Source organism: Bradyrhizobium sp. Kon58 (genome assembly GCF_055807455.1).
On sequence record NZ_JBVVOT010000003.1, the window covers coordinates 27,259 to 45,961 of the forward strand.

Annotated in this window: 18 protein-coding genes; 7 read left to right on the top strand and 11 right to left on the bottom strand. The window is 64.5% G+C overall.

Annotated elements, in window-relative coordinates:
* Nucleotides 1-70 precede the first annotated feature (70 nt).
* From AC0L20_RS06490 to AC0L20_RS06505, 4 genes are all read right to left on the bottom strand, one after another.
* Entirely contained in the window at nt 71-1,294 is a 1,224-nt protein-coding gene (locus AC0L20_RS06490; RefSeq protein WP_473288198.1) for an ABC transporter substrate-binding protein, read from the bottom strand.
* A gap of 409 nt (nt 1,295-1,703) precedes the next feature.
* Nucleotides 1,704-2,633 carry an alpha/beta hydrolase gene (locus AC0L20_RS06495; RefSeq protein ID WP_473287878.1) on the bottom strand — a complete coding sequence of 310 codons (930 nt, stop codon included), beginning with the start codon at nt 2,631-2,633 and terminating at the stop codon, nt 1,704-1,706.
* A gap of 134 nt (nt 2,634-2,767) precedes the next feature.
* Entirely contained in the window at nt 2,768-3,262 is a 495-nt protein-coding gene (locus AC0L20_RS06500) for a hypothetical protein (RefSeq protein WP_473287879.1), read from the bottom strand.
* Nucleotides 3,263-3,493: 231 nt separating this feature from the next.
* Nucleotides 3,494-4,063, bottom strand: a complete 570-nt coding sequence (locus AC0L20_RS06505; RefSeq protein ID WP_473287880.1) for an alpha-ketoglutarate-dependent dioxygenase AlkB — start codon at nt 4,061-4,063, stop codon at nt 3,494-3,496.
* Nucleotides 4,064-4,142: 79 nt separating this feature from the next.
* On the opposite strand from AC0L20_RS06505, the gene AC0L20_RS06510 reads away from it, so the two are divergent.
* Nucleotides 4,143-4,283 (top strand): hypothetical protein, encoded by a 141-nt coding sequence (locus tag AC0L20_RS06510; protein WP_007597071.1) that lies wholly within the window; start codon nt 4,143-4,145, stop codon nt 4,281-4,283.
* Here the strand turns inward: AC0L20_RS06510 and AC0L20_RS06515 are convergent.
* Genes AC0L20_RS06515 through AC0L20_RS06525 form a run of 3 tightly spaced genes read right to left on the bottom strand, consistent with a single transcriptional unit; the run spans nt 4,280 to nt 8,077 of the window.
* Nucleotides 4,280-5,866, bottom strand: a complete 1,587-nt coding sequence (locus AC0L20_RS06515) for an ATP-binding protein (protein WP_473287881.1) — start codon at nt 5,864-5,866, stop codon at nt 4,280-4,282. The genes AC0L20_RS06510 and AC0L20_RS06515 overlap by 4 nt on opposite strands.
* Nucleotides 5,863-6,567: a response regulator gene (locus AC0L20_RS06520; protein WP_473287882.1), complete on the bottom strand. Its 705-nt coding sequence runs from the start codon at nt 6,565-6,567 to the stop codon at nt 5,863-5,865. The genes AC0L20_RS06515 and AC0L20_RS06520 overlap by 4 nt, the downstream gene beginning before the upstream one ends.
* A gap of 19 nt (nt 6,568-6,586) precedes the next feature.
* Complete coding sequence (locus AC0L20_RS06525; RefSeq protein WP_473287883.1) at nt 6,587-8,077, bottom strand: DUF4153 domain-containing protein; 1,491 nt, start codon at nt 8,075-8,077, stop codon at nt 6,587-6,589.
* A gap of 187 nt (nt 8,078-8,264) precedes the next feature.
* Between AC0L20_RS06525 and AC0L20_RS06530 the strand changes: the two genes are divergently transcribed.
* Nucleotides 8,265-9,608 (top strand): glycoside hydrolase family 3 N-terminal domain-containing protein, encoded by a 1,344-nt coding sequence (locus tag AC0L20_RS06530; RefSeq protein WP_473287884.1) that lies wholly within the window; start codon nt 8,265-8,267, stop codon nt 9,606-9,608.
* On the opposite strand, the gene AC0L20_RS06535 is transcribed toward AC0L20_RS06530, so the two are convergent.
* Together AC0L20_RS06535 and AC0L20_RS06540 are read right to left on the bottom strand one after the other, a co-directional pair.
* A complete protein-coding gene (locus tag AC0L20_RS06535) occupies nt 9,605-11,227 on the bottom strand; it encodes an ABC transporter substrate-binding protein (protein ID WP_473287885.1) in 1,623 nt (540 codons plus the stop codon). The two genes, AC0L20_RS06530 and AC0L20_RS06535, sit on opposite strands and share 4 nt — an antisense overlap.
* Nucleotides 11,228-11,318: 91 nt before the next feature.
* Nucleotides 11,319-12,200 (bottom strand): LysR family transcriptional regulator, encoded by an 882-nt coding sequence (locus AC0L20_RS06540; RefSeq protein WP_456767637.1) that lies wholly within the window; start codon nt 12,198-12,200, stop codon nt 11,319-11,321.
* Between the two features lie 97 nt (nt 12,201-12,297).
* Here AC0L20_RS06540 and AC0L20_RS06545 point away from each other — a divergent pair, with 97 nt between their 5' ends.
* On the top strand, nt 12,298-12,975 hold the full coding sequence (locus AC0L20_RS06545) for a peroxiredoxin-like family protein (RefSeq protein ID WP_473287886.1): 678 nt from the start codon (nt 12,298-12,300) through the stop codon (nt 12,973-12,975).
* Nucleotides 12,976-12,978: 3 nt separating this feature from the next.
* Here the strand turns inward: AC0L20_RS06545 and hydA are convergent, their stop codons facing one another.
* Nucleotides 12,979-14,433 carry a dihydropyrimidinase gene (gene hydA, locus AC0L20_RS06550; protein ID WP_473287887.1) on the bottom strand — a complete coding sequence of 485 codons (1,455 nt, stop codon included), beginning with the start codon at nt 14,431-14,433 and terminating at the stop codon, nt 12,979-12,981.
* 113 nt (nt 14,434-14,546) lie between these two features.
* A complete protein-coding gene (locus tag AC0L20_RS06555) occupies nt 14,547-15,155 on the bottom strand; it encodes a TetR/AcrR family transcriptional regulator (RefSeq protein ID WP_473287888.1) in 609 nt (202 codons plus the stop codon).
* Between the two features lie 101 nt (nt 15,156-15,256).
* Between AC0L20_RS06555 and AC0L20_RS06560 the strand changes: the two genes are divergently transcribed.
* The 4 genes from AC0L20_RS06560 (at nt 15,257) to AC0L20_RS06575 (ending at nt 18,687) form a co-directional block, all read left to right on the top strand.
* The gene (locus AC0L20_RS06560) at nt 15,257-15,952 is read left to right on the top strand and encodes a PspA/IM30 family protein (RefSeq protein WP_473287889.1); all 696 of its coding nucleotides are present in this window, start codon (nt 15,257-15,259) and stop codon (nt 15,950-15,952) included.
* Between the two features lie 40 nt (nt 15,953-15,992).
* Entirely contained in the window at nt 15,993-16,268 is a 276-nt protein-coding gene (locus tag AC0L20_RS06565) for a YiaA/YiaB family inner membrane protein (protein WP_473287890.1), read from the top strand.
* A 227-nt stretch (nt 16,269-16,495) separates the two neighbouring features.
* Nucleotides 16,496-17,560 (top strand): amidohydrolase family protein, encoded by a 1,065-nt coding sequence (locus AC0L20_RS06570; RefSeq protein WP_473287891.1) that lies wholly within the window; start codon nt 16,496-16,498, stop codon nt 17,558-17,560.
* Nucleotides 17,561-17,574: 14 nt separating this feature from the next.
* Nucleotides 17,575-18,687 (top strand): amidohydrolase family protein, encoded by a 1,113-nt coding sequence (locus tag AC0L20_RS06575; RefSeq protein ID WP_473287892.1) that lies wholly within the window; start codon nt 17,575-17,577, stop codon nt 18,685-18,687.
* Nucleotides 18,688-18,703: the final 16 nt, after the last annotated feature.

Below are 18,703 nucleotides of genomic sequence, written 5' to 3' on the forward strand. Positions count from 1 at the left end.
TAACCCTCCCCCACGAGGGGGGAGGGCGGGGGAGACGGGTAAGCCCAGCAAAAGGTGGGCGTCAGTCACCTCACCGCGCCGCGCCTTCCGTGAAGGCGGTCTCGATCACGTCGCCGAAGGGTTGCCAGGAACGCCCGTCGAACTGGACCAGCCGCATCTGCCTGATCGGCAGGTAGCTGCTCGGCGAGGTGTTCATCCTGATGTTCGGCAGGGCGACCGAGGGCTGATAATTCCTCAGCGAAGCCGCCTGACGCATGATGTTCTCGCGCGATAAATCGTCGCCGCATTGCTTCAGCACTTGCGTCAGCGCCTCGGCCGCGGCGTAGCCATAGAGCGCGGCGCTGTTGTTGGTGCTTTCGTCGTGATGGTATTTGTCCATGAAGGCGAACCAGTCCTTCATGGCGGGATCGTCTTTCCATGCGGGATCGCTCGGATCCTTCAGGAAGGCCGCCGAGATCACGCCGGAGGAATTCTCCAGGCCTGCGGGCGCCATCGCGTTGGCGATCGAGGCCGAGGCGTCGTTGACGATGAAGACCGGGCGCCATTTCATTGCCGCCGCCAGCTTGATCACCTTGGACGCCGTCGACGGTACGCCGAGAAAGACGAAGATATCGGCGCCGGCGCGCTTGAGGATCGAGACGTGTCCGTCGAGATGCTCGTCGGCAATGTCGAAGGCGATGTCGACGAGGACGAGACGGTTCAGATCGCCAAGACCTTCCTCCATGCCCTTGAGAAGCGCACGCCCGAACTGGTCGTTCTGCCAGAGCACCACGATCTTCTTCCTGGGATAATAGGCCTGGAGATAGTTGGCGTAGATGCGCCCCTCCGACCGGAACGACGGCTGCCAGCCCATGGTCCAGGGAAACGCCTTGGCTTGGCTCAGCTCCTCGTCGCCGGAGGCGACAAACAGTTGCGGGATCTTCTTCGCGTTCAGATACCAGCGCGTGGCGAGATTGCCCGGCGTGCCGAACGATCCGAACATCAAATGCACGTCGTCCGTCTCGACCAGATTGCGCGTCAGCTCCAGCGCGGTGGTCGGATCGGAATTGTCGTCGCGCGTGATGAAGCGGATCTTGCGGCCGTTGATGCCGCCGCGCGCGTTGATCATGTCGAAATAGGCGGCTTCCGCCTGGCCGATCGCGCCGAACTCCGAGAGCGGTCCCGAATACGGCATGACATTGCCGATGCGGATTTCGTTGTCGGCGGTGGGTTGATCGGCGCGTTGCTCGGACATCGCGCCGAGCGACGCGAACGCGATCATCGAAACGAACAGCATTCTGCCGGTGACGCCCATGCTCAACACCTTGTCGTTGGCCCCCAACGAGGTCGGCTCACTCCGCAGCAAGGCGATTGATCTACGTCAAGCGTTTGTCAAAGCTGTGTCCGGATGGCGCGCTTCGACGCGGCGCCTGTTGAGTCCGACGGAAAGCGGCAGGCGTGCTGACGCGCCGACGATCGAGAGAGTCCTCGTGTGGCACCCCTCTCCCTAACCCTCCCCCACAAGGGGGGAGGGAACGCAGTTGTGCATGTCGCTGCTTCAAGGTGATGACAAGTGGCTTTGACTCTGTGAACTCATCGAGCTCGTGAGCCCGATTTTCACCCCGGGCACACTGCGCTCCCTTCCCCCTTGTGGGGGAGGGCGGGGGAGAGGGGTAGCCCAGCAAAAGGAGTGTGCCGTTAGCGTACGGCTGGCAGGCAAACCGCTACGGCAGGCCGCGCGCCTCGAGCTGATGCACCAGCAGCAGCGTCGGCTCGGCGAGGCTGTCGCCGGAGCCGTCGAGGCCGAAGGCGCTCGCGATGCCGTCGCGGCTGCGCAGCAGCGCGCTACGCGGACAATGGCCGGCGCCGCAGAGCGTCTTCTTCAGGATTTCGCCCTGAGCCGTGATGCCGGCGGAATCATCCGCGGCCCAGGCCAGCACGATCGGAACGTCGACATTGAGGATGCCGGGGAAGACCGAGCGCTTGTTGTACTGGCTGGCGTCGCTGCCGAGATAGGCCTTCTCGCTGTCGCTCGCGTCCTTGCCGGCGCGGTAGACCCCGGACACCAGCACGACCGCCGCGACATCGGCGCGGTCGGTCTGGAGTTCGGGATGGGCCAGCAGGGTGGCGACATGAAAGGCGCCGGCGCCATAGCCGACCGCGACGATCTCGCGGGCATCGCCGTTGAACAGGTCGATATTGCCGTGGACCCAGGACAGCGCCGCCGCCACGTCGGTCGCACCTGCCGGCCACGTCGCCGAGGGCGCCAGCCGGTAGTTGATGCGCACGCCGATCATGTCGTTGCGCGCGGCAAAGCACATGGCCTGGTCCTGGATCTGGCGCGCCAGCTCCGGCGCGGCGCGGTCGCCGGTGAAGGTGTCGCCGGTCACGAACAGCAGCACCGGCCGCGGCGTATCCGCCTTGGTCGTGGCGGTGGCGACATCGAGCACATTGGCTTCGCTCTCGCCGTAGCGCAGGCCGCGCGAGAAGGTGACCTGCTCGCACAGCCGCGCGGTGCCGCCCGCGGTGGTGTCGTTGTCGGTGAGGCCCACCCGGACAACGTCGGATGGCGCGGCCGGCCACATCGGCAGGGGGCCGTGAGCGGAGGCTGCCGTCACGCCCAGAATCAGAAAAAATGCGAGAAAATTCTTCATGTCGGTGTCGGCCCTGCGTGCCCGATATGGGCTCGCGCGTTTGGCCCGTCTTTTCAATTCGCCTTATTAGTTAGTTGGCCTTGAGGCGATTTCACGGCACCCATGGTTCTCCCGGCTCGTCCGCGACGCGCGCTTCAATTCCCCGGCTGGAACGTGCACTCCGCTCCGCTGCCGTCCTTCCGGCGGATGGCGTTGGGGTCGATCGTGCAGCTCAGCTTGGTCAGGCTCTCGAAATTCGATCCGGCGGCACCGTCGGACGGAATGCCGGCCAGGGCTTCGGTGGCGAAGATCTCGCCGGCCGTGGAGCCGTTCACCGTCCTGGTCTTCTTGCCGAAGGTGACCTCGCAGTTCCGCACGGTGATGTCGACATTGCCGGCGCGACAGACGATTCGATCGGCGGTCACCACGATCGGCTTCTTGTAGGGAATGTCGCTGTTGGCGGCGAACAGCATCGCCATCGCCTTCTTCTCGGCGCCGGACAGGACCGACGACAGCGGCGCGATCACCCCCGCGAGCGCCAGCGCCGTCGAGCCCGAGACTTTTGCGGGGGTCGCGTCGGAGGCGGCGGCGACGCCGGAGGCGGTTGCGACGATGAGGGTGGAGGCGAGGATCAATCGACCGGGCTTCATCTTGCCTCCAGGGACCTGCCATCGCGGCTTCCCTTCCGGGCGGCGCGTGGAACCAGTTTAGCATGTAAACGCGAATTGGAAGGCAAGTTCGCCGGGCCTTGCACCTTTGCGCGGCGCGGCTGTTTTGCCCCGAGGTGTCAAACGGTTACGCCACGCGGCCGAGCCTCGCGCCGACACGGCCGTTCTACTGTGCATGGGGTTGTTTTCGCGTTTTTTTGTTTGGCCGGGCGGTCAGGCCTGCTTCATCGTCCGGAAGGTGATGGAATAGCGGCGCGCCTCGACCGGCGGGATGCTGTGCTCCCATTGCGACCGCGCCTCGCCGTCCATCATGTAAAGCGAGCGCGGCCGGGCTTCGAGCGTGTGGCGCTCCCATTTGTCGCCGCTACGGCGGCGGAAGCGGAATTTGCAGGACGAGCCGAGCGACAGGCCGAGGATTTTGTCGAAGTGCGGCTTGTCGCGGTGCCAGCCGATGCCGACGTCGGCCTCGTATTCGGTGCAGAGCACCTGCCGCACGCTGCCGCCGGCGAGCCCCGCCCATGCCTCGACCTGCCGCGCGAGCGGGAGAACCCAGTCCGGGATCGGCTCGGCCTCGGCCAGCCGCTGCAGCGTGTAGTCATAGCGGTAGCCGAAGGACGCCACCCGGCGGTTGCCCTCGAAGGCGCCGAACTGGAAGCGCTGGAGCGGCAATGCTGCGATGCGGCCGATGAGCGCCCGCTCGGCGGCGGCCTCGACGAAGTCATCGGTGTAGCGAAGGCCGGCAGGCCCTTCGTGCGGATCGGCGAACAAACCAAGCTGCGTCATTCCTCGCATTTCCGTGATGGAACCTAATGGTGGCCGATGCGACTTACATATGACGCGGAAAGTAACGTGCGAGGCTGTCATGGCAGAGAAGCATACCGCCGATCCGGCAGAGATCATGCGGGCGACCGGTCATCCTGAGCTGGAATACGCCGCCGGCTGGACCATCGCCGGTCTGGTGACCATCGGCACCATCGTCGCCGCCTGGGTGTTCGCGATCTAGCCCATTGGAAACTGCAGCTCGAACGCCGCGCCCTGATCGGTCGGCTTGAGCCTGATCGAGCCGCCATGGCTCGCCATCACCGCGCGCGCGATCGCGAGCCCCATCCCGGTGCCGCCCTGGTCGCGGCGGGTGGTGAAGAACGCGTCGAAGATCCTGTCGCGGTTCGGCGCCGAGATCGGCTCGCCGTCATTGCTGACCGTCAGACTCAGGGTCGTGCGCTCGTCGACCGCCTCCAGCCTGATGGCCCCAGCCTTGTGCCGCATCGCATTGTCGGCGAGATGCGACAGCACGATCAGCGCCTTCTCAGCCGACATGCCGATCATCAGGTCGAGGCTGCCGCTGGCCTCGATCAAACTCGTCGGAAAGCGACTCCTGAGGTCGGCAATCACGGGCGCCAATTCCGTGCGCTCGTTTTGCGGCAGGCTTTCGGCACGCGCGAGTTCGCGCAGCCGCTGCGCCATCGCTTCCAGCCGCTTTGTGTCGGACAGGATGTTGGCGATGAACGTCTCTTGCTCGGCCGGCGTCAGGCTGCCCGCTTTGCCCTGAACCGAATCCTGCAACAGCTCGGCCGCACCCTTGATCGAGGTCAGCGGCGATTTCAGCTCGTGGGTGAGGTGGGCCGAGAAGGTCGCGATATAGTCCGAGCGCCGCGCCAGCTGCTCGGCCATGCCGAGGAAGCTGTGTGAGAGCTGGGCGAACTCGCGGGTGCCGTAGTGCCGCAGCGGCCTGAACGCCTCACGGTCGCCGCGGCCTATTCTGGTAGCGCGATCGATCAGCTCGCGCATCGGCAGCGTGATGGTGCGCGAGAATACGAGGCCGATCGCGATCGTGCCGAGAACCACGGCGAGAGCCGCCAGCACGAACTTGGCCCGCTCCTGATAAAGATGGTCGAAGATGTTGCTCGGCGTCCGCGTCGTGTAGATCACCCCCGCGACGCGGTTGTTGACGATGACAGGCATTGCCGAAAACACGTGGACGCCGAGGCCGCGGCTGAAGGAATAGATCGACGGCGGCGGCTTGTCGGGGACGCGGTTGCGCAACGTGGCGCGGTATTGCCCATGCAGCGCGTCCGCGACTTCCTCGATATGGGCGAGCGACTGCCCGACCTCCTGCCGCCCGGCGATCACCACGCCTTGGGGATCTAGGATGCGAAAGCCTGCCAATGTCACCTTCTGGGTCTCGCGGATGATCGGCGTCAGTCTTGCGCCGATCTCGACATAGGCCGGCTGCGCCGGCCGGGTCGCGGCCAGCGCATCCGGTCGCCGCCTGAGCAGATCGTTGGCGGTGAGGTCGAGCGCGGCTCGGATCGGCGTGACCTGATCGCCGGGATCGGGCAGCACGCCGGGCGCCACCTCCGGGCCGAGGATCAAGCCGCTGTCTAGCCTTGCCGTGACCTCCTGCGCATAGATCGTCGCGAGCACGCGGCTCTGCGCGATCAGTTCGGCCTGGGTCTGGCGGATCAGCTGGTTGTCGTAGAGACGGAAGAAGAACAGGCCGACCAGCGGCAGCACGCCGACGGTCGCCAGCACCGTGAAGATCACGAGGGTGAGCGACGGCCGCCATTTGTCTGGCGCCGCGCTCATGCGTCCTTCTCGCAGCGGCCGAGCTTGAAGCCGACGCCGTGGATGGTCTCGATGACATTGTCGCAGGCCAGCGCCGCGAGCTTGGCGCGGATGTTGCGAATGTGGCTGTCGATGGTGCGGTCGGAGACCTGGATGTTGAGCTGGTAGGCCGCCCGCATCAGCTGCTCGCGATTGAACACCGAGGTCGGCCGGGTCAGGAACGCGCGCAAGATGCCGAACTCGATCGCGGTCAGCTTCAGCGGCGTGCCGGCGAAGGACGCGACATGCTGCTCCGGATCGATCAACAGGCCGCCTTGCGCGAGTGCTGACGGACCCGCCTTGGCCTCGCCATTGCGCGGGCCGAGACGGCGCAGGATGACGTTGACCCGCGCCACCAGCTCGCGCGGGCTGAACGGCTTCGTGACGTAGTCGTCGCCGCCGATCTCGAGGCCGAGGATGCGGTCGATCTCCTCGTCGCGGGCCGACAGGAACAGGATCGGCACGTCGGACGCTTTGCGCACCTCGCGGCAGACGTCGAGGCCGTCGAATTCGGGCATGCCGATGTCGAGCACGATGAGATCGGGCTTGTCGGCGGCAAAGCGGCTCAGCGCCTCCCTGCCGTCGCGGGCCTCGATCACGTCCATGCCGGCTTTCTTCAAAGCGACGCGGATGACCTCGCGGATATGGCCTTCGTCGTCGACGATGAGAATGCGATGCGCCAAGAATCTCTCCGCTGCCCCGTCAGCCCGCCGGCTGAGCTTTCGCCAGGGCGTCCAGCCTGCGCTGGAGCCGCCAATTCCGGAAGCCCCAGCTCCGCCAGGCCAGATCCTGACGCTGGACTTCTACAAGCCGATCGCGCCGCGACACAAGGCAGTTGTCGCCCGGGCGATGAGCGATGACTTTGTCGAGGGCAGGCAGCGCCTGCGGCCCGAGTGTGAGGAGATAGTTGGCGTCGATGCTCAAGCCCTTCCCCGACATTTCGTTGCTATGGCTCAGATTATAGTCGGCGATGAACGCATCGAAGTTCACCAGCGAGCAGCCGTACAGCGCGATCGTTAACGCGATCAGATTGGCGCCGACGAGCCATTGGTTGGACCTGTCGAGCACGATACGGGCCACGATCAGGATCAACCCGAGCGCCACCAGTCCCATCCAGATGAAGGCCGCGATGCGCCAGTAGGTCAGCATGTAGATGTCGACGTAAAGTTCGAGGCGAAGGATGGAGGAGGCGACGAGCAGGACGTTCTGTCCCACCCAGAGATACACCAGCGGCCGGATGATCTTCGATTTCTCCGCCGGACCGCCCGGGCGCATCGCCACCAGCACGAAGGCGGCGGCGAGCAGTGCGGTCGCGATCAGCGGATAGGCGCCGCGATGGGCATAGGCCGCATAGGTCAAATTGGTCGGCAGCGCGACATGCCCCCAGAGATAGATGCCATCGAGGATCGATTGCGCCGCGAACAGCAGGTTGAACAGGATCAGCGAGCGCAGGATGGTGGAGGAGCCTAGGAACTCAGCTGAGACTTGCGACTGCAACGGCGGCGGCACGGGGATATCGGCGATGGTCGTGGTGACAATCTTTCTGCGCCGCCAGCGCACATGGATGAATGGCCAGACCAGCGACAGCATCATGGTCCAGAACAGCACGCGCGGGATGCTGACATAGTCGAGGATGAGCTTTGGATTGAGCAGGAACACCCACTGCTCGATCAGCGGATTGGCTGCGGCGAACAGTGCGATGAAGACGGTGCTCAGCACAGCAGGCATCAACCAGAGTGCGATGCCCCGGGTGAACCCCGACATGTTGAAGATCTGCAGCGCGTCGAGGAAGAACCTGAAGGGCCCGAGCAGGAAGAGGTTGCGCAGCGCGCGGGCACGTTCAGTGAGCCCGGTCGTTTCCGGATTGGTCGCGAGCAGAAGCGCAATCGCCAGCGACGCGAGGAGGATCAGGAAGGACAGCGTGTTGACCTCCTCGACGGCCGGGACGAGGCCGGCGACGAGAATGCTCCCGCCGATCATGGCGCGCCGCGAATCCAGGGTCGCATGATTGAAGAGCACCGATGCCAAAGCCGTCGCGATCGCAAAGAGCGTCAGCGACAGCCCGATCCGCGGACCATAGAACAGCCAGTCGGCGAGCGCGGCGAGAATCAGCGCGAGGCCGACCTTGGCCGGAATCGAGGAATGCCTGATCGGCTGGATTTCCGCCGCGATTGTCGTAGCCAGGCTCGTCATGTCCAGAAGACCTTTCGTGATGGGTGGCATCATGAAGTCTGAACGTCGTTTGTGCAGAAGGCGGGATCGTCGTCTGCACGGTTTCAGGAGTCTTTTGCAGATTATGTGCAGGCCCGCTTTTGGTCCTTACGCGGCGCAAATCGCTTTGATAGGTGCGATGTGTTCATCACATTGGGCGTGACGCATCATGCAGCTCCTCAACCGCACCGGTCTCATCCTCCTCTGGCTGGCCGCCCCTCTCGTCGCATTTGCGGCCGCGAACAAGAACGATCCCTATCTGCTCGTGCTGCGCGGCGTTGGAAACATCGCACTTGTCGTCACAAGCATCGTGATCGTCATCGTGCTGCTGCGCAGGGAGCGCTGGCATAGCATCGCCGGCAAGCTGCTCGTCATGCTCTGGTGCGTTCCGCCGCTCCTGATGTCGGCGGCGCACCTGAAATTCGAACTGCGCAAGCACGATGTTCTTGCCGCCAGTGCGGCCGAGGCACGTCAGCTCGGGTCTCACTTCATGGTCGGCTATACCTCCTTCCCGGAGGTCGCGCGCCTGGCCGAGCAAGGCTTGATCGGCGGCATCTACGTCACCCGGCACAACATCCGTGGCCGGTCCGTCGAGACGTTGCGCACCGAGATCGCGACGCTCCAGGACAAGCGGCGAGCCGCCGGCCTGCCGCAGCTGGTCATCGCCGCGGATCAGGAGGGTGGCATCGTCGGACATCTTGCGCCGCCGTTGACGAAGCTGCCGGCACTGGCGACGCTTGCTGGGCTTGCCCCCGATGACCAGCAGGCCAAAGCGGCAGAGTTCGGCCGTATCCACGGACGTGAACTCGCCGGGCTCGGTGTCAACCTCAATCTCGCGCCGGTGCTCGATCTCAAGCCGCCGGGCCGGCGCAATCGCCTCGACTTCCACACCCTGATCGGTCAGCGCGCGATTGCAACCGATCCGGCCGTCGTCGGCGCGATCGCGAGCGCCTATGTGCGCGGGCTGGAAGAATCCGGCGTCGGCGCCACGCTCAAGCATTTTCCCGGCATCGGCCGCGTGCGCACCGACACGCATCATTTCAGCGCCAATCTGGATGCGCCGGTGAAGGAGTTGGAGGCAACCGACTGGCTCCCGTTCCGCGAGGTGCTGTCGCATTCGCGCAGCGCGCTCATGGTCGGCCATGTCACGCTCACGGCCGTCGATCCCGACCGAGCCGCCTCGCATTCGAAGCGCGTCGTCGAGGGGATCATTCGCGACAAATGGGGCTATCAGGGCGTCGTCATGACCGACGATCTCGTGATCGGGGCGATCTACCAGCACGACGTCTGCCGGGCCGTGGTCGAGGCCATCAACGCGGGCGTCGATTTGCTGCTGGTCGCCTATGACGGCGCGCAATTCTACCGGATTTTCGCTTGCGCCCTGGATGGATCGCGGCAGGGCAAGCTCGACACAGCAATGCTGCGCGCGAGCGAGGCGCGGCTCGCGCGGGGTTTCCCGTCCGAGCAGGCGCGGGCCGCCTCACGCACCGTCAGCGTCGCCCGCCAAAACTAGCCCTTCGCGAATTGACGGTAGTCCGGCTCGCGATGAAACCAGAACTCGTAACCGGTGATGGCCTTCTGCATCGCGACATCGTGGATCGGCTGGTTGAGCGGGATGACGGGAACGTCGCGCATGCACAGTGCGACGAAATCCTTCACGGCCTTGTCGTACTCGGCGGCATCCGTGGTGAACCGTGCCTTATCGATCAGCGCGTCCATTTCCTTGTTCTGGTAGGAGGAGATGTTGAAGATCGAATTGTTGCCGTGGAAATTCCAGTAGAAGTAATATTCGGGATAATCGAGCCAGCCGCTGAAACGATTCAGCGCGAGCGGCAGCTCCTTCTTATTCAGCGTGGTGCGCCAGTTCGCGCCGGGAATCTTGTCGATCGCCGCCTTGATGCCGATCTTGGCGAGACTTTCCTGGATCAGGATGGCCGTCGGCTCGCCGACCGTGGCGGTGCCGGTATCGAGTGACAGCGTCGTCTCCAGTCCCGACTCGAAGCCTGCCTCCTTCATCAGGGCCTTGGCCTTGTCGAGATCGGTTACGTACGGAAACGCCTGCGGCCAGACCGGCTTCGAGACGTCCGCTGCTCCGCCATACATCGGAACGGCGCGTCCGAAGAACGCGCTGCTCTGGATCTGCTCATAAGGCATCGCCCAGGCGACGGCTTGGCGCAGCTTTACATTGTCGAACGGCGGCTTTGCCGTGTTGAGCGCGACGGACCAGAGCGCGTTCGGGATCGGCACGCCCGAGACCTTGACCTTGCCCTCCCGAATGATCTGCTCGAAGTCACGTGGCGCAAAGCCGCTGGAGATATCCGCATCACCTCGTTCCAGCATGGCGCGGCGGGTGCCGGCGGAGGGGACGTCGCGCGCGATCACGCGCTTGAGCTTCGGGAGAGGTCCGCTCTTCCAATCGTCGAAGCGCGCCAGCACCGTCTCGCTGCCCGGCTTCCAGCTTTCGATCCTGTAAGCACCGCCGCCGGCCTCGTTGTTCCTGAGCCACGCCAGCGCCCAGGGGTCTTCCGCCGTCGCGTTCTTTTTCGCGAGCTCCGAGTTGATGATGAAGGGCACGACGACCGCGACGTTGAACAGCAGCATCTTGTCCTTGCGCACATAGTCGATGCGGAAGGTGTGGTCATCGACCACGACGAACTGCTCGGGCTTTTCCAGCGATCCCGCCGACATCTGGAAGGTCGGAAAGCCGCCGACCTTCACCGCGCGGTCGAACGACCATTTGACGTCTTTCGCCGTGACCGGCGTACCGTCGTGGAATTTGCTGTCCTTCCGTAGCTTGAAAGTGCAGGACATGCCGTCGGCCGCAACCTCCCAGCTCTCGGCGAGTTCAGGCGCGAGCGTCTCGCGGTCATAAGACAGCGTGCCGTCGGGGAGCGTCTTGGAGGCGTAGCTCAGCAGGCGATCGTAGCAATTCCAGGACAGCCCGTTCACGGTCTGGTTGGAGCCGACGCCCTGCATGTCGAGCGAGTTCGGGCCCAGCTCCTGCACCACCAGCAGCGTCTCTGCGCGCCCTTGCGCCCAGGCAAAGCGCGGCGCAGCGGCCGTCATTCCGGCGAGGCCTAGGCCGCCGAGCATCACGTTACGGCGGTTCATATCGATAGATGATGCGCTCATCGCGGCCTCACTCCTCGGTGATTTGCACCGTAAAGAGGCAAGGCGCATGCCATCGGCGCGCTTCAAGGTGTCGCAAGCGGTACCCGGCGGCCTATCTCAGCACCTCGGCCAGGAAGTCGACCAGCGCGCGGACCTTGGTCGAGGGCCGCGGACCGGCCGGAAACACGGCGTACAGCTCGACCGGCGCGAGCTTGTAGCTCTTCAGCAGCGGCACCAGTGCACCGGACGCGATCTCGGGGCCGGCCATCACCGGCGACATCATCGCGATGCCGAGCCCGGCCAGCACGCTCGCAAACATTCCGGCGCCTGAGTCGGTGCTGATGCGGCCGCGCACATCGACCGACGTCTCCGCGCCATTGCGGGTGAACGACCAGGTGGTGCGGCCGAACAGGCCGGGACCGAAGATGCAGTCATGCGAGGCGAGATCGGTGGGCGTCTTCGGAGTGCCGCGTTCGGCAAGATAGGACGGCGCGGCGACGAGGAAACGCGGCAGCGTCGCGAGCTTGCGTGCACCAAAACCGGAGTCGTTGAGCGGGCCGAGGCGGATGGCGACGTCGGTGCCTTCCACGACGAGGTCTTGCCTCTCATCGGCGACCGACAGCTCGACGCGCAGCAAGGGGTGGGCACGAAGGAATTTCGGCAGGCGCGGGATGATGTTCCTTGTGCCGTACACGACTGGCATCGTGACCCGCAATGTCCCGCGCAGGGAGTCCACGCCGCGCGCGGCATCCTCGGCGTCCTCGATATCGGCCAACACTTCACGGGCGCGCGTGAGGAACAGCGCACCGGCGTCCGTCACCGTGATGCGGCGCGTGGTCCGCAACAACAGCTTGACGCCGAGCCGCGCCTCCAGCTCGCCGATGATGCGCGACACCGAGGGCTGCGACAGACCGAGTTCGCGGGCTGCTTTCGAAAAGCTGCCGCTCTCCGCCGCCCGGACGAAGACAGTCAGCTCCTGCAACCTGTCACTCATTTGTCCTTCAAATAAATGTTGTCCATATCGGCCATATACCCCGTAATTTCCGAATGAGCCAGATGTTGCGGGCCAACAGCAATCGATGGAGATCTCCGTGGCTCTGCAAGACAAACTCGATGCGTTCAAAGCCGACTTCGAAAGCGGCCGGTTTCCGGTCAAGCCCCCCAGGGAGGCGCTCGACACCATGCATCGCGCCACCGCTGAACTGATCGCAACCGGCCAGGCGCAGCGTGCCAGGAAGGCCGGCGATGTCGCGCCGGAGTTCACGCTCACCGACCCGGACGGCAAGCCGGTGTCCTCGCGCGACCTGCTCGCGAAGGGACCGTTGGTCGTGTCGTTCTATCGCGGCGTCTGGTGCCCGTACTGCAATCTGGAGCTCCAGGCGCTCCAGGAGGCGCTGCCCGAGATTGCCGCGCGCGGAGCCAGCCTCGTTGCGATCTCGCCCCAGACCGCGCCGAACAGCCGCAAGTCGGAGCGTGACAACAACCTATCGTTCCCGATCCTGAGCGACGTCAGGAGCGAGGTCGCCGATGCCTTTGGCATCCGCTTCGCGCTCTCGGGCGAGCTGGTTGCGCTCTACAAGACGTTCAAGAACGACCTGCCAACGTTCAACGACGATCCATCGTGGGTCCTGCCGATGCCCGCGCGCTACGTCATCGGCCGCGACGGCATCATCGCCTATGCGGAGGTGAACCCGGACTACACGCATCGTCCCGATCCGTCCGAGCTGCTGCCGGTGCTGGACCGGCTGCGGACCGGCAAGGCGGCCTGAGCGCTACGGCGTCACCGCTCCGCGGCTCACGGCGCGCGGGGCGGTCAACTCTTTCCAGGTGGAATTGGCGACATGCACCGGCGAGAACGCCGGGCGTTCGATATAATGGCCGTCGCCGGCCTTTGCGCGCAGATCGCCATCCTTCCAGACGACGCGACCGCGCGACAGCGTCGCCGCCGGTCCGCCAGTGCAGGAAAAGCCCTCGAACACGTTGTAATCGATCCGGCTCATCTGTCGCTTCGCGCTGATGGTCCTGCTCGCCTTGGGATCCCAAACCACGACATCCGCGTCCGAGCCGACGGCGACCGCGCCCTTGCGCGGATAGATGTTGAGGATGCGGGCGATGTTCGCCGAGGTCACTGCGACGAATTCTTCCTTCGTCAGTCGTCCCGTGGTGACACCGGCGGTCCATAGCAGCGCAAGGCGATCTTCGAGGCCGCCGGTGCCGTTCGGGATCTTTCTGAAATCGCCGAGCCCGCACCGCTTCTGCTCGGTCGTGAAGGCGCAGTGGTCGGTCGCGACCACCTGGAGCGAGCCGGCTTGCAGGCCGGCCCAAAGACTGTCCTGATGCGACCTGTCGCGGAACGGCGGCGACATCACGCGCTGCGCGGAATGATCCCAATTCTTGTTCTGATATTCACCGGCGTCCAGCAGCAAATGCTGGATCAACGGCTCGCCATAGACGCGCTTGCCCGCCGCACGTGCCCGCGCGATGGCCTCATGCGCCTCGCGGCAGCTCGTATGCACGATGTAGACGGGCGTCCCCGTCATGTCGGCGATCATGATGGCGCGGTTGGTGGCTTCGGCCTCGACCTCCGGTGGCCGTGAATACGCGTGTCCCTCGGGCCCGGTGACGCCGCGCGCGATCAGCGCCTCCTGCATCAGGGCGACCACGTCGCCGTTCTCCGCATGCACGACAGGCATGGCGCCGAGATGGGCGCAGCGAGCGAACGAGTTGTAGAGCTCGTCGTCGTTCACCATCAGCGCGCCCTTGTAGGCCATGAAGTGCTTGAAGGTGTTGATGCCGTAGGTTTTGACCACGGTCTCCATCTCGTCATGGATCTGCTTCGACCAGGATGTTACGGCCATGTGGAAGCCGTAGTCGGAGGCCGCCTTCTCGGATTTGTGCCGCCACTCCTGATAGGCCGCGAGCATCGACTGGCCTGGATCTGGCAGGCAGAAATCCACCACCATGGTGGTGCCGCCGACCAGCGCCGCCTTGGTCCCCGATTCGAAATCATCGGCGGTGACAGTGCCCATGAACGGCATTTCGAGATGGGTGTGCGGATCGATTCCGCCCGGGATGACGTAAGCGCCGCCGGCATCGATGATCTCGCACCCCGTCGGTGCATCGAGCGATGGGCCGACCGCGACGATGGTCCCGCCGTCGATCAGCACGTCCGCGCGGCGCGAATGATCATGATTGACGACGGTGCCGCCGCGGATGAAGAGGGGCATTGGAGGCTCCGGAGAGGGAAGTGGACCTCGCGAAGCTAGGCGCGCTGCATGCGATGCGACAGGCGAAATTTTAGTCAGGCACCGCCGACAGTTGAGCCGTGCTCTCTCGGCCTCTACGCCGCCCGCGCGATCAGTCCGTCGATCATCGCGCGCACCAGGCCCGCGATTTCCTTCCGGAGCGCCGGCAGCGGTACCGCGACCAGCTTCTGCTCCAGTCCCAGCGCCACCATGCCATGCACCGCCGAGAACAGGCTGCGCGCGGTGATCCCGAGCTCCTCCCGACTGCGTTGTGGAAACAGCTCGGCCAGGGGCTCGTAGACGTGGCGGAACAGCTGCAGCTGGTCGTCGATGGACCAGTCGGGGAGGGGCTTGTCGGGGTCCATGCGGTGCTCGAACAGCGCGCGCCACAGTTCGAGATTTTCCGCGGCGAAATCGCAATAGGCGAGGGCGATGCGGACCAGAGTCTCCGGTGGCGACGGCCCGCCCGCGCTTTCCGCCACGCTCAGGGCTTGGTCAAGCCGACGCAAAGTGCGCGAGCCCACACGCAAGATCAGCTCGTCCACATCGGCGACGAGATTGTAGACCGCGCCGTTGGCGCAGCCGATCTCGCGGGCGAGATCGCGGGTTTTCAGGCCCGCCAACCCCCTGTTGGCGATCATTCGTTCCGCCGCCAGGATCAAATCGGATCGAAGTTTCTCCCGACGTTGCAATGTCTTAGTCATCCGCGATCAAATTTCTGAGCGTTGCTCAATATTTCTTGAACGAAGTTCAAGTTTCTTGCTACAAACCAACCGTGAGCAACGCTCATAACAGGGAGCCAACAATGTTCAAGACCGTAGTGACACTTTTCCGCGGCAGCGTGGCCGCCGCCGGCGAGGAGCTGGAAGACCGGACGGCCCTTCTGATCCTCGATCAACAGATGCGCGACGCGGCCGCCGCCGTCGAGCGCGGCAAACGGACCCTGGCGCTGGCGATCGCACAGGACCAGCAGGAAGGTCGCAAGCTCGAGGCGACCGTCGCCCGCATCGCCGATCTCGAGACGCGCGCGGTTGCTGCGCTCGATGGCGGCCGTGAGGATCTCGCCAAGGACGCCGCCGAGGCCATCGCGGGCCTGGAGGCCGATCGCGATGCGGCGCTGACGGCACGCGCGTTGTTCGCAACCGAGATCATCAGGCTGAAGCGGCACGTCGCGAGCGCGCAGGCCCGCATCACCGAGCTCGACCGCGGCCGCCGTGTCGCCCGTGCCTCGGAGGCGGTGCGCTCGCTTCGCCGCAGCGGCATCGAGGCGGCGCGCCCCTACGAATCCACGCTGCCGGAGGCGGAGAGCACTTTGAGGCGTCTTCGTGAGCGGCAGATGGAAGCCCAGGCCGCCGACGACGCGCTGGTCGAGCTCGATGCGGCCACCGGTCCGCTCGCCACCGCCGAAAAACTCGCCGAGCGGGGTTTTGGCCCCCGGCTCAAGACGACCGCGGACGACGTGCTGGCGCGGTTGAAGTCCAAGCGCACGCCGACTGTCTGATCCCAATCCCCATCATCATTCGAATCAACAGGAGACCATCATGAACCAGAACGGCCAGCTCCACAGCGGCGCCTGGGTGACCTTCACTTACGTGTCTTTCGCAGCCTCCGCCTTCCTCGTCGCCATCGGCGTCTTCTTCCTGCCGATCGATTTCTGGATGAAGGGCTATCTCACCATGGGGGTTGTGATGCTGATCCAGACCTGCGTCACCCTGACCAAGACCATCCGCGACAATCACGAAAGCAGTCGGATGGTGAACCGCATCGAGGATGCCAAGGCGGAACGTCTGCTGATGGAAGTCTCCAAGGCGGCTTGACGGGCATAGACAATCCGCAAGGAAGCAGCGGAGCAATGCGCTCCGCGGCTTCGGCGCCGGAACGCATTTTGCCACACCTCATATCGCGCCTGCGAAATGCAACAGAGCCATGACGATCGCGCGGGCGTGCGCTCTTGCGCAACCGCGCGGGCAGGGGCAGTCTTCACAGGCGGCGCACAAGAACGCCGCCAATAAGATGTGCTTACAAGATCTCGGCGAGGAACCTCATGGCAGCGACGCGGATCGACTGCGACATCCACCCGGCGGTTGGTGGCACGCGCACGACGCTGCTGCCCTATCTCAGCGATCACTGGAAAGAGCAGGTGGTGAGCCGTGCCATCGATGGACTCGATCTCACCTCCTATCCACCGAGCATGCCGCTGGCGGGCCGTACCGACTGGCGTCCGGTGAACGGCGCAAAGCCTGGTTCCGATCTTGCGATGTTACAGAAGGGCGCATTCGAGCAGTTGGGTGCCAGCCACGCGATTCTCAACGTGCTCTACGGCGCTCAGGCCGTGTTCGATCCCTACATGGCGGCCGACTTCTGCAAGGCGATCAACGACTGGATCGCGACTGAGTGGCTGTCGCGCGATCCGCGCTTGCGTGCCTCGATCGTGGTGCCGATGCAGGACCCGGATCTGGCGGTCGAGGAGATCGAGCGCCGCGCCGGCGATCACCGCTTCGTCTCGATCCTCGTGCTGGCGCAGGGCGAGACGCTGCTGGGTCGGCGGCATTTCTGGCCGGTCTATCGGCTCGCCGAAAAGTACAAGCTGCCGCTCGCGATCCACGCCGGCACGCAATATCGGCAGGCGCCGAGCTCGGCCGGCTGGCCGTCGCACCGCTACGAATATTACTTCGTCGAGGCGCAGGCGTTTCAGGCGCAGATCTTGAGCCTGATCTATGAGGGCGTATTCGGCAAGTTTCCGGACCTCAAGGTCGTGCTGATGGAATCCGGCGTGAGCTGGCTGCCGGCCTTCATGTGGCGCGCCAACAAGACCTGGCGCGGGGTGCGCGTCGAGGTGCCCTGGGTCGAGCGCGAGCCGGCTGCGATCATTCGCGACAATTTTCGCGTCACCATGCAGCCGTTCGATGCGCCCTCGGATGCGAAAAGCGTCGAGGAGATCATCGACCAGATCGGCTCTGAGAAGATGTTCCTGTTCGCGTCCGACTATCCCCACTGGCAGTTCGACGGCGACGATCCGATCCCGCCGAACCTGCCGAACAGCATCATCTCGAAGATGTGCGTCGACAACCCGCTGGAGACGTTTCCGCGGCTGTCGCTCGCCAACTGACATTGGAGGTTCGCATGAGTGAGGTCATCGACCGCCCGCTGCGGGAAGACGAGAAGCCCGCTGCTTCGCGGCTGCGCATCGTCGATTGCGATGTCCATCCGAGCCTGCATTCGCCCGACGACCTCAACGAGTTCTTGCCAAAGCGCTGGCAGCAGCATCTGAAGGAATATGGCAGCCATTTGCGCACGCCCTATCTGTTCACCACGCCCTATCCGCGCTCCTCGCCGCTGATCGCGCGCCGCGATGCCTGGCCGCCGACCGGCGGACCTCCCGGCTCGGATCTCGCCTTCATGCAGAAGCAGCATCTCGATCCGCTCGACGTCGAGTTCGGGATTTTGCAGGTGCTCGATCTCTTCATCTTCTCGCAGCAGAACCTCGAATTCGGCGCCGCGATCCAGCGCGCCATCAACGACTGGCAACTGGCGTTCTGGTCGCATCGCGACCCGCGCCTGAAGGCTTCGATCCTGGTGGGACAGGACGGCGTTGATCTCGCCATTGCCGAGATCGAACGCTGCGCGAAGATCGGCGAATACGTTCAGATCAACGTCTCGCCGCGCGCCAACGAGCCGCTCGGCCGCCGCCGCTATTGGCCGATCTACGAGCGTGCCCAAGAACTTGGTCTGCCGCTCGGCATCCATGTCGGCGGCTATGGCGGGCATGCGCCGACCGGTGGCGGCTGGCCGTCCTATTATGTCGAGGAGCACCAGTCCAACGCGCACACCATCGCGGCGCAGCTTGCCAGTCTCGTGATAGAGGGCGTGCCGGAGCGCTTTCCAAAATTGAAGTTCGTCTTCATCGAGGGCGGCTTCGGCTGGATCCCGTCCGCGGTGTGGCGGATGGACCAGCATTTTGAGCGCTTCCGCAGCGAGGTGCCGCATCTCAAGCGCAAGCCGTCGGAATATGTCCGCGAGCATTTCTGGTTCACGACGCAACCGATCGACGAGCCTGACGAAGCCCGGCACCTGCGCTCGCTGATCGAATGGGTCGGCATCGATCGTCTCTTGTTCTCGTCGGACTATCCGCACTGGGATTTCGACGATCCGCGCTTCGCCTTCAAGACGCCGCTGACAGAAGCCGAGCGAAGGAAGATCTTCAGCACCAATGCCCGCGCGGTCTACAAGTTCTGAGAGGGGTCTCAACGGT

What these genes read in the sequence shown, in the direction of transcription:
- AC0L20_RS06515 (WP_473287881.1), bottom strand. Translation starts at nt 5,866, where the DNA reads ATGAGCGCGGCGCCAGACAAATGGCGGCCGTCGCTCACCCTCGTGATC.
- AC0L20_RS06570 (WP_473287891.1), top strand. Translation starts at nt 16,496, where the DNA reads ATGGCAGCGACGCGGATCGACTGCGACATCCACCCGGCGGTTGGTGGC.
- AC0L20_RS06530 (WP_473287884.1), top strand. Translation starts at nt 8,265, where the DNA reads ATGCAGCTCCTCAACCGCACCGGTCTCATCCTCCTCTGGCTGGCCGCC.
- AC0L20_RS06535 (WP_473287885.1), bottom strand. Translation starts at nt 11,227, where the DNA reads ATGAGCGCATCATCTATCGATATGAACCGCCGTAACGTGATGCTCGGC.
- AC0L20_RS06500 (WP_473287879.1), bottom strand. Translation starts at nt 3,262, where the DNA reads ATGAAGCCCGGTCGATTGATCCTCGCCTCCACCCTCATCGTCGCAACC.
- AC0L20_RS06560 (WP_473287889.1), top strand. Translation starts at nt 15,257, where the DNA reads ATGTTCAAGACCGTAGTGACACTTTTCCGCGGCAGCGTGGCCGCCGCC.
- AC0L20_RS06575 (WP_473287892.1), top strand. Translation starts at nt 17,575, where the DNA reads ATGAGTGAGGTCATCGACCGCCCGCTGCGGGAAGACGAGAAGCCCGCT.
- hydA (WP_473287887.1), bottom strand. Translation starts at nt 14,433, where the DNA reads ATGCCCCTCTTCATCCGCGGCGGCACCGTCGTCAATCATGATCATTCG.
- AC0L20_RS06525 (WP_473287883.1), bottom strand. Translation starts at nt 8,077, where the DNA reads ATGACGAGCCTGGCTACGACAATCGCGGCGGAAATCCAGCCGATCAGG.
- AC0L20_RS06495 (WP_473287878.1), bottom strand. Translation starts at nt 2,633, where the DNA reads ATGAAGAATTTTCTCGCATTTTTTCTGATTCTGGGCGTGACGGCAGCC.
- AC0L20_RS06505 (WP_473287880.1), bottom strand. Translation starts at nt 4,063, where the DNA reads ATGACGCAGCTTGGTTTGTTCGCCGATCCGCACGAAGGGCCTGCCGGC.
- AC0L20_RS06565 (WP_473287890.1), top strand. Translation starts at nt 15,993, where the DNA reads ATGAACCAGAACGGCCAGCTCCACAGCGGCGCCTGGGTGACCTTCACT.
- AC0L20_RS06540 (WP_456767637.1), bottom strand. Translation starts at nt 12,200, where the DNA reads ATGAGTGACAGGTTGCAGGAGCTGACTGTCTTCGTCCGGGCGGCGGAG.
- AC0L20_RS06490 (WP_473288198.1), bottom strand. Translation starts at nt 1,294, where the DNA reads ATGGGCGTCACCGGCAGAATGCTGTTCGTTTCGATGATCGCGTTCGCG.
- AC0L20_RS06555 (WP_473287888.1), bottom strand. Translation starts at nt 15,155, where the DNA reads ATGACTAAGACATTGCAACGTCGGGAGAAACTTCGATCCGATTTGATC.
- AC0L20_RS06510 (WP_007597071.1), top strand. Translation starts at nt 4,143, where the DNA reads ATGGCAGAGAAGCATACCGCCGATCCGGCAGAGATCATGCGGGCGACC.